We start from the raw sequence: 5,758 nt of genomic DNA on the forward strand, positions 1-5,758 counted from the left end.
TAATTCCCAACCAGCTCTTCATAGCAGGAGTAAATCCAAGTTAAAACCATAAAATAAGTAAGATTTTATTATTATTATGTAGTAATTTTAAATTGAAGTTTAATTTTATTAATTAATATGATTTAAGCTATTGATTTATATTTATATACAATTTATTGATGAATTATATTAGAAAATTTATATTAATTTTATTATTATGTATTTCAATGATTTATATTAAATTATAAGCTTTTATATCTAGTTAATTGTATATTTGTAAATTAATTACACTTAACAACAAATAAGTTACTTGATTTAACACATGAATTACAAATTTATAAACAGGTTATTAATCCACTATTTAATAGCTTAAATTTAATATAATAAGTTTATAATTTAATTTACTCTTTATATAAATATGTTAATTAAATAACTAGAAAATAATCTCGAATCATGAAATATAAATCGAGATTATTTTAAATATACAAAGCGTAGAATTTTAAAATATAAAAATTATTTACCTAGACAATCAAAAACTTCATTAAAGCGTTGAATCTGAAATTTGGGCTCAGCTTGAGCAAATTCTTCTGGTGAACCATAGCCATAGGTGACTGCAATAGTTTCTATCCCATTACGTCTAGCACCAAAAATGTCATGCTCACGATCTCCCACCATAATACAAGTAGCTGGATCTAACTGCTCTTGCTGCAAGATGTATTCGATCAGGTCGCCTTTGTTGGTACGATCACCATTTAGCTCACTGCCATAAATGCCTTCAAAATATTGATCTAGCTCAAAGTGTTCAAGAATCTGTCGTGCATAAACAGTGGGTTTAGCAGTCGCAAGAAATAGTCGGTAGCCACGGCGTTTGAGTTCGGCTAAAGTTTCAGCTACTTCCGGGAAGACTTTATTTTCATACAGTCCGGTGACTGCAAAACGTTCCCGATAGGCTTCTAGTGCCTGCTCTGCCAGCACGTGATTGCTTGTAACGTTTAGAATTTTAGCGAGTGAGGCTTTAAGCGGTGGTCCAATAATCCAGTCAATATTGGTATCGGGACTAATAGGATGGCCAATTTTTTCCAAGCCATAACGTGCTGAAGTGGTAATCCCTACTTTAGGATCAGTTAAGGTTCCATCCAGATCAATCAGGATATTCTGAATCACCACAGTCCTCCGGTTACTTCGATGCAAATGGGTATCGAGTGTTCATGAAATTTTGCCTATACTAACGCAAATCTAGAGTTTAAGGACATCGTTTTGCGCCCTACCGTACTATGCTTTTCAGGTTTGGATCCTTCAGGTGGAGCAGGTCTCCAGGCTGATATTGAAGCTATTGGCCAAAGCGGGGCTCATGCTGCGATAGCCTGTACCGCCCTTACCATTCAGAACTCTCAACAGGTATTTGGCTTTGAAGCAACATCAAAAAGTCTGCTGCTTGCACAAGCTCATGCGGTAGTCGGTGACTTGCCCATCTGTGGTGTCAAATCCGGCATGCTTGGTACTACTGACAATATTGCAGCCCTAGCCGAGTTTCTTGCTGAGCATCCTGAATATTTTTATGTGCTTGATCCGGTACTTGTCGCGAACAGTGGTGGCTCATTGGGAGATCAAGCAACCTTGGTCAAGGCTTTTACCCAATTGATCCCTCATGCAACTATTATTACACCGAACACAGTGGAATTACGTGCACTGACAGGTGAGCAGGATCTGGAACTTGCGACACAAAAACTGTTTGCCATGGGTGCCAAAGCTATACTGGTCAAAGGAGGTCATGAGGATACTCCCGATTATATCCAGAACAGTTTATATATTCAGGGTGAGCTGGTGAACCAGACCCGTTGTGCTCGTCTGGAGGGTGAATATCATGGTTCAGGCTGTTCACTGGCCAGTTTCATTGCCGGTCGTTTAGCATTAGGCGATCAGCTCAAGACCGCCGTGCAGCATGCTGAAACCTGGTTATTCGGTGTATTAAAAAATGCTGAAACCCCTATACCTAATGGACAGAAAATTCCAAAACGCTTTGGTTAATACTCATTCTGCAAATAAAAAGAGCCTAAATCATTCAGGCTCTTTTTTTATTGGAATTCAACTTAAACATTGCCCTATAATAGAGAACTTAAATAGCGAATGAATTCATATAAATAATGTCATTATAAATTTAAATTTTTAGCTCTAATACTTTCATGCTATGTGTTTCAATTTCTACCGGTACAGAAATATGCTGATGTACCATCTTCCATTGCCCTTGTTCCTTTTTCAAACATAAGCTAGTACGACACCATTTCACTGAGGGAAGCCACTTTACTTTTTCAGCATTTGCTGGTGTAAGTTTGACATAACCATGAATGAAAGCTAAATGAGGCTCTACGTGGATTGTCACATCATGCCGCTGTATGGTCACTCCATGCAGCATATAAGGCTTATAAAGATTCCATTTCTGTTCATAAGCTTCTAGACCATGAACTTCTGTACTTAAATCAAAAAACCTGACATCTGATACACACAACTTAAGCAAATTCTGAATATCCAAGCCTGTTATTGCACTATCCCATTCGTGTAATAAATCAACTATTTCTTCACCTAAAGATGCGTCCCCGAATATTTTCATCTCTATTCTCTTATATTTTTTAAATGGTTAAATAATCACTGCAATCTGCCCCGACAGAAGGGCATAGATTTTTTTTAGAATTACAGCAAAAAAACCTTAGCTAGTTAAAATCATCAAATATATTAAAAGCCCCATAAAGTTCATTTTTTAAAGATCATTTTATTGTTAGCTAAACACCTTTCATAAAACTTGAAAAGGAGTCCGGTTAATTTAAGCTTATTTAAGTTATTTTTCACTGTTTGCTAGATTTTAGTTTTGTCACAACATAACAATTCCGAAAAACAATACTTATAATTCCAACAACATACAAGTATTGTTAAACTAAAGTTAAATAAAGGCTTTACTATAACAGTCCTTTGGCATTTCTATGATTTCTACACAGAGCTGTATTGTCAAACCCTGCTGGGCTGGTACATGCTGTCGCAGCACTGCTAAGACACACTGGGAAATTGCCTGTTTCAATTCAGGACTACGCCCCGACAATAAGGATACTTTTGCATGCACATAGGCCTGAGTGGTATTCAAATCCAGTCCAATCACATAATTCTGCTGACAAATTGCCCGGCTTTTTAAATCATTCGGATCCTGAATATAATTTGCAGTATATAAGGCCTGGTGAATCCCGAGCAGCATCGGCTTGACCTCCAGATTCTGGATATTATCTGAATATTCAATATGAAGATGAGGCATGAGGTTTTATTTACTCAGTATTTTTTCTTGATTATGCCCCGTGTGAAATAAAATGTAAGCCAAGGCAGGTGATGACGGCTTATTTTTTAAACCGCCATTCTGGTTCAAACTTTAATAGATTAAAACAGATCAGGACTGGATTATGCTTTTTTCACATATTCAGACTTGAGCTTCATTGCGCCAATACCTTCAATTTTACAGTCAATATCATGACCATCTGCAGCATCTGGCAACAGGCGAATACTTTTTACTTTAGTGCCAACTTTCACCACAGATGATGAACCTTTAATTTTCAGGTCTTTGATCACTGTTACACTATCACCATCAGCAAGAACATTACCATTGGCATCCTTAATGATTAGCTGCTCTTCTGTATCTTCACCCTCTTTCCATTCATGCGAACATTCAGGACAAATCAGTAAATCCCCATCTTCGTAGGTGTATTCAGACTGGCATTTTGGACAATGGGGTAGACTCATAAGAACCTCAAAAATAAAAATAAGAAATGAATAAATCAAAAAATCATTATAGCATTTTATACCTTATATTTTATATGGATTTAATTTCTACAATTTCTCTGCTCGTTTTAAATAATATCAGTTTGAATCATTCATTAAGAAACTGTTGATTCACCTAAAGAAAAAGCCCAGACAGGCTGGGCTTATACTCTTCATTCTATATTCAACGGTAATTTAGCTTAACTGGTCAAAGGCGTATCATCATCGTCGATGTCGTCATATACATAAGCCATACAGCCCCAGCCATCATAAACTCCGCCAAATTCGCTCGCGATTTTGGTAAACCATTGCTCCAGATCAACAATATCTTCGTAGCTCGGTTCCATATAAACGAAAATCGTGATCACCCACTCGAGTGTATCGCTTTCTTCATCCTGGAACAGGCTGATTTTCTGTTCTTCTTTTAATAGGTGCAAAGCACAGCGATCGGCCTGAGATTCTTCATTAAATGCAATCGAAAATTCAATTTCATGTGCTTCAGTCAGATCATCGCCATCCTGAAACATCTGCCAGAGTACATTGCCATTTTCATCATCCGGGAACTGCTGATAATCACGTGACATAGGGCTGTCCTTATTATGCTGCCGTTTTATTATACAAATTAGATTAGCTGATTTTTATACAGGATACGATAGGAAAAATAATATTTTTTACAGTTTTTAAATGACTGATTTTATATATCAAATTGAAGTTTTATTTTTAAAGTATCTCTTTAACTTTTAACTGGTAGAGATACTTTTGACTGCTTATTTTGGAGATATTTTCATCCTCATTTTACGCCTAATTTTTTTGACTAAGCGGCTTAAGCCAGGTGAAGAACTTTTCCTGGTGTTTTCTTTAATTCCAGAAGCAAGGCTGCAAACTTGAGTTCTTGCAAACGTAAATCCAGATACGATTGCTGAATGCGGGCCTGACTTAAATCACGTCCTTTATGATTAATTAAATAAAAATCATCTTGTAGTGCCTGTAGCATCTGTCCCAGATTATCTACAGTTAAACGAGACAGATACAGGTCGGCACGGCTGTTAAAGGCCAGACTGATCATATCCATGGTGGTATTACGGCGATCTTCATCGACATAGTTGCATTGCGCAACTTTTTTGTCTCGAATCGCCTGCCCAATCTGCTCATGAATATCCTGTAAATGTCTTGCAGCATCTTGCTCCTGATAACCCTCTATTAATTCAGTCAAAACATCTTTAGCTGCTAGCGAGAATCCATGCTGATAACCATGAATTTTATGCTCTAAGGCAGTAACCACATCCTGCAAGCGATATTCTTCTTGTGCCTGTTTATAATAGCGTTGCAGTTTTTCCCGTGCCTGCTGATCCACCTTTTGAATTGCCTTAGCCTGATAAGCTTCTATAAATGCTTTCACCCGTTCGATATAGCCTTTAATGTCATCCACCATGATTGAAGCATCAACCTTGGTCATTTCTACAAAATTTTCAGCCTGTAAGGTACGGTTAATGACATATTGTTCAATTTCGCAGATCTCCTGGTATTTCTTATATTTTTCTAAAGTCGTGCGTAAACTACTGATCTGCACGCGTAGCTGAGATAACTCGTACTCACTATCTTCTACCTGTTGTTCATAATCCGTCAGTTTATGACGTGCATGATCCAGATTGTCCTGTAAAACATCGAGGTTTCCACGCAGGGATTTTAATTTGTTTAGTGTGACTGCAAGTACGCCAGATAATATCCCCATCAGAACGAATAAAATAATACTTAACATCGTCCGTGCCCTAATTAAAAAAGAAAAATGCTTTAAATCAAACCAAAGAACTTGTGAAAGATTTTTATTTTGCACTGATTTTCTCAAAAATCCTATCACTAGAATTAGGTATAAATATTTAATAATATTGATATTTTTGTTGAATTTTACTGTTTTATCTCTTGAAATCTTGCCAGAATAAAAATATTAAAGCTTTAAGTATGAATTAACTTATAAGATAGACAG

Annotated in this window: 7 protein-coding genes; 1 reads left to right on the forward strand and 6 read right to left on the reverse strand. The window is 36.6% G+C overall.

Features of this window, described 5'->3' with window-relative positions; genetic code table 11:
- Nucleotides 1-492: 492 nt before the first annotated feature.
- On the reverse strand, nt 493-1,143 hold the full coding sequence (locus B3D47_RS01920) for an HAD-IA family hydrolase (protein WP_286859642.1): 651 nt from the start codon (nt 1,141-1,143) through the stop codon (nt 493-495).
- Between the two features lie 93 nt (nt 1,144-1,236).
- Here B3D47_RS01920 and B3D47_RS01925 point away from each other — a divergent pair, with 93 nt between their 5' ends.
- The gene (locus tag B3D47_RS01925; protein WP_004814574.1) at nt 1,237-2,007 is read left to right on the forward strand and encodes a hydroxymethylpyrimidine/phosphomethylpyrimidine kinase; all 771 of its coding nucleotides are present in this window, start codon (nt 1,237-1,239) and stop codon (nt 2,005-2,007) included.
- 130 nt (nt 2,008-2,137) lie between these two features.
- Here the strand turns inward: B3D47_RS01925 and B3D47_RS01930 are convergent, their stop codons facing one another.
- From B3D47_RS01930 to B3D47_RS01950, 5 genes are all read right to left on the reverse strand, one after another.
- Nucleotides 2,138-2,587 (reverse strand): YybH family protein, encoded by a 450-nt coding sequence (locus B3D47_RS01930; RefSeq protein ID WP_286859646.1) that lies wholly within the window; start codon nt 2,585-2,587, stop codon nt 2,138-2,140.
- 327 nt (nt 2,588-2,914) lie between these two features.
- The gene (locus B3D47_RS01935; RefSeq protein ID WP_103801033.1) at nt 2,915-3,277 is read right to left on the reverse strand and encodes a 5-carboxymethyl-2-hydroxymuconate Delta-isomerase; all 363 of its coding nucleotides are present in this window, start codon (nt 3,275-3,277) and stop codon (nt 2,915-2,917) included.
- Nucleotides 3,278-3,417: 140 nt separating this feature from the next.
- Nucleotides 3,418-3,756 (reverse strand): zinc ribbon domain-containing protein YjdM, encoded by a 339-nt coding sequence (locus B3D47_RS01940; RefSeq protein WP_004814566.1) that lies wholly within the window; start codon nt 3,754-3,756, stop codon nt 3,418-3,420.
- 218 nt (nt 3,757-3,974) lie between these two features.
- Nucleotides 3,975-4,358 carry a ribonuclease E inhibitor RraB gene (locus B3D47_RS01945; protein WP_004814565.1) on the reverse strand — a complete coding sequence of 128 codons (384 nt, stop codon included), beginning with the start codon at nt 4,356-4,358 and terminating at the stop codon, nt 3,975-3,977.
- 239 nt (nt 4,359-4,597) lie between these two features.
- On the reverse strand, nt 4,598-5,533 hold the full coding sequence (locus B3D47_RS01950; protein WP_286859648.1) for a DUF4041 domain-containing protein: 936 nt from the start codon (nt 5,531-5,533) through the stop codon (nt 4,598-4,600).
- Between the last annotated feature and the right edge of the window lie 225 nt (nt 5,534-5,758).

The sequence above is a fragment of the Acinetobacter sp. UBA3461 genome (assembly GCF_002381195.1).
Taxonomy (GTDB): domain Bacteria; phylum Pseudomonadota; class Gammaproteobacteria; order Pseudomonadales; family Moraxellaceae; genus Acinetobacter; species Acinetobacter schindleri.

Excerpts from the sequence above, each read along its gene's own strand:
- B3D47_RS01945 (WP_004814565.1), bottom strand. The coding sequence starts at position 4,358 with ATGTCACGTGATTATCAGCAGTTCCCGGATGATGAAAATGGCAATGTA.
- B3D47_RS01930 (WP_286859646.1), bottom strand. The coding sequence starts at position 2,587 with ATGAAAATATTCGGGGACGCATCTTTAGGTGAAGAAATAGTTGATTTA.
- B3D47_RS01935 (WP_103801033.1), bottom strand. The coding sequence starts at position 3,277 with ATGCCTCATCTTCATATTGAATATTCAGATAATATCCAGAATCTGGAG.
- B3D47_RS01940 (WP_004814566.1), bottom strand. The coding sequence starts at position 3,756 with ATGAGTCTACCCCATTGTCCAAAATGCCAGTCTGAATACACCTACGAA.
- B3D47_RS01950 (WP_286859648.1), bottom strand. The coding sequence starts at position 5,533 with ATGTTAAGTATTATTTTATTCGTTCTGATGGGGATATTATCTGGCGTA.